The sequence below is a fragment of the Mycobacterium sp. IS-1556 genome, assembly GCF_001499985.1.
Taxonomy (GTDB): domain Bacteria; phylum Actinomycetota; class Actinomycetes; order Mycobacteriales; family Mycobacteriaceae; genus Mycobacterium.
This window is the reverse complement of the sequence record NZ_LQIM01000028.1, coordinates 1-2,866: the sequence shown is the minus strand read 5'-3', so window position 1 is coordinate 2,866 and position 2,866 is coordinate 1. Positions and strand designations below refer to the sequence as shown.

The window sequence follows — 2,866 nt, the reverse complement described above, 5'->3', positions numbered from 1 at the left end:
TGACCGCACACCGAGCCCCATAAGCCACCCCCACATCAGCGGCCAACACACCCAACGACCAACCATCAGCGGCGATATGGTGCACCACCACCACCAACACGAACTCATCGGCAGCCACCGCGAAAAGCCAAGCCCGCAACGGAATCTCAGCAGCCAAATCAAACCGATGACCCGCCGCCGCGGCCACCGCCTGCGTCAACCGCCCCGCCGGCCAACCCGCAGCATCAACAACCTCAAACCCCAACCCCACCCGCTCAACCGGCACCACCACCTGCTGAGGAACCCCATCAACAGCCGGGAACACCGTGCGCAAACTCTCATGACGACCCACCACATCGCCCAACGCCGCACCCAACGCCCCAACATCAAGCCGCCCACACAACCGCAACGCGGACGCCATGTTGTACACCGGCTGCTGACCCTCAGCACCACCAAACTGATCGACAAACCACAACCGACTCTGCGCAAACGACAACGGCACCACCGCAGGTCGCTGCCGCACCGTCAACGTGGCTGCGTTCCGGTCCCTGGCCCGGTCCTCGTCGTGTCGCCTGATCCACTCGGCCAGCCCGACGACGGTCGGCGCCTCGTACAGCACCCGGATCGGGACCTGCACACCGAGTTCGGTCCGGAGCCGCGCCACCAGCCGTGCCGCGGACAGCGAGCTCCCACCCAGGGCGAAGAACGAGTCGTCGATGCCGACCAAGGTGGCGCCGAGAATCTCGCCGAACAGCCCGGCCAACACCCGTTCGCAATGATCACGTGGCGCGCGATAGGCCAACTCACTGACGAACTCCGGCGCCGGCAACGCCCGGCGATCAAGTTTGCCGTTCACCGCCAACGGCAGCGCATCCAGCACCGTGATCGCCGCCGGCACCATGAACTGCGGCAACCGGCCGGCCACGAAACCGCGCAGCTCGGCTGCGCGTTCGGCGGCCGACGGGTCGTTGACGTACCCCGCCAAGGAACCGACCCGTGTCGCCGGCACGTAGAGATCCGACAGCGCCGCCGGCCCGTGATCATCTGAGGGTTGGTCGGCGCGGGTGTAGATGATGTCCACCAGGCCGGCGCTCGGCGACCAGGTCACGGCCGTGGCATATCCCAGTTCCCGGCCAAGCTGATCGCACTCGTGCGGCAACACCGCGCCGGGTTCGGTTGAGCGGGCCCGCAATTCGCTGACAGACAGCTGATCATCGGCCTCGGTCACCGCCCGCGCCAGCGCCACATCGGGCCATATCCCGCCGTGCGGTGCGCCGGTGACACGCAGCCCGGGCACCTGCTGCGACCGCAGATACTCGCCCAGCCTGGCCAGGCTCCCGAACCGCTGCCACGGTTGCGCGGGTAGGTCCGCCAGGGAACGCACCGGCACCGGTGCCTTACGCAGCACGACCTCATATCGGTAACCGCTGAGTTCGTTGACCGCCCGCATCTGCTTGAGCTGCACATCCACCGCGGCGATCTCGGGAAGGTGCTGCGGCAAGGCCGCGAAGAACTCCGGCGCCAACAGCAATTCGCGCTCGGCGAGCATTTCCCCGTGCACGCGCTCGCGAACGGCTGCGGTCGTGTCGTGTCCGCCGGCGGAATCGGCGCACGCCACGCCGGTGGTGAACGCTGAAAGCAACGACAGATTGCGCACGTCGCCGATGAACAATGCCCCGCCCGGGGCCAGCAGCCGCATCGCCGCTGCCAGCACATCAAGCAGGTAACCCGCGCTCGGAAAGTACTGCACCACCGAGTTGAGCACCACAACATCGAAATGCCCCTGCGGCAGCCCATCGGTGACATCGGCCGGCTGAACCCGCAACCGCACCTGGTCGCCCCACGGCCGGCCGGCCACGGCCACCTGCAGCGCCTGGATCGTCGACGCCGAGAAGTCCGTACCCCAGTACTCGTCGCATTCCGGGGCCACCTGCGCAAGCAGCAGCCCAGAACCCACGCCGATCTCCAGCACCCGCCGCGGGCCCAGTCCCCGGATCCGGTCCACCGCAGCCGTCCGCCACTCCCGCATTTCCTCCAGCGGGATCGGAGCCCCGGTATAGCTGCTGTTCCAGCCTCCGAAATCCTCCCCTAGCGCCGCCGGCGAGTTGGAGGACGACGTCGACTCCGAATACAGGCCCTCGTACACACCCTGCCACTGGTCAACGAGCTGCGTTTCTCGCTGCGGCTCCCGGACCAACTTCATCTGCTGATCCAGCACGACATAGCCGGCCAGCTGGGTGTCACCAACCCCCTCACCGGAGTTCACCGTTGACGCCGGGTGGGCGGTGACCGCGGCCTGCGCTACCCGAGGATGGGCTGCCAGCGCCGCCTCGATCTCCCCGGGCTCGACGGTGCTCCCGTGGATCTTGACCTGCTTGTCGGCGCGCCCGACGTACCGCAGCTGCCCGTCGGCGCCCCAGCGCGCCAGGTTCCCGGTGCGGTACATCCGGTCGCCGGGCCTCCCGAACGGACACGGCACAAACCGCGTCGCAGTCGAAGAACCCTGGCGCACATACCCATACGCCAACCCGGCACCGGCCACATACAGTTCGCCGACCACGCCCGCCGGCACTGGTCGCAACCATTCATCCAGAACGAACAACGCCGTTCCCGGCGTCGGCGAACCGATCGGCGCATCCGAACCCGCTGTCAGCGGCGCACTCGAGGCCGCAAAGGACGTTTCGGTCTCGCAGTAGGCGTTGATCATCACCCGACCGGGCGCCCAGCGGTCCACCAGCTCGGGCGGGCAGGGCTCGCCGGCGACCACCAATGCCACCGACTCCAAACCGTCCGTCGAGAGCGCGCTTGCAGCTGAGGGGGTTTGGCTGAGGACGGTGATGTGTTGGTTGATCAGTAGGGCGTGGAATTCTGTGGGTGATCCGACGAT

The 2,866-nt window shown here is 67.4% G+C and carries 1 protein-coding gene; it reads right to left on the bottom strand.

Annotated elements, in window-relative coordinates:
- Positions 1-2,866 (bottom strand): condensation domain-containing protein (locus tag AU187_RS16395; protein ID WP_156442364.1); only part of this gene is annotated, 2,866 nt, incomplete at both ends.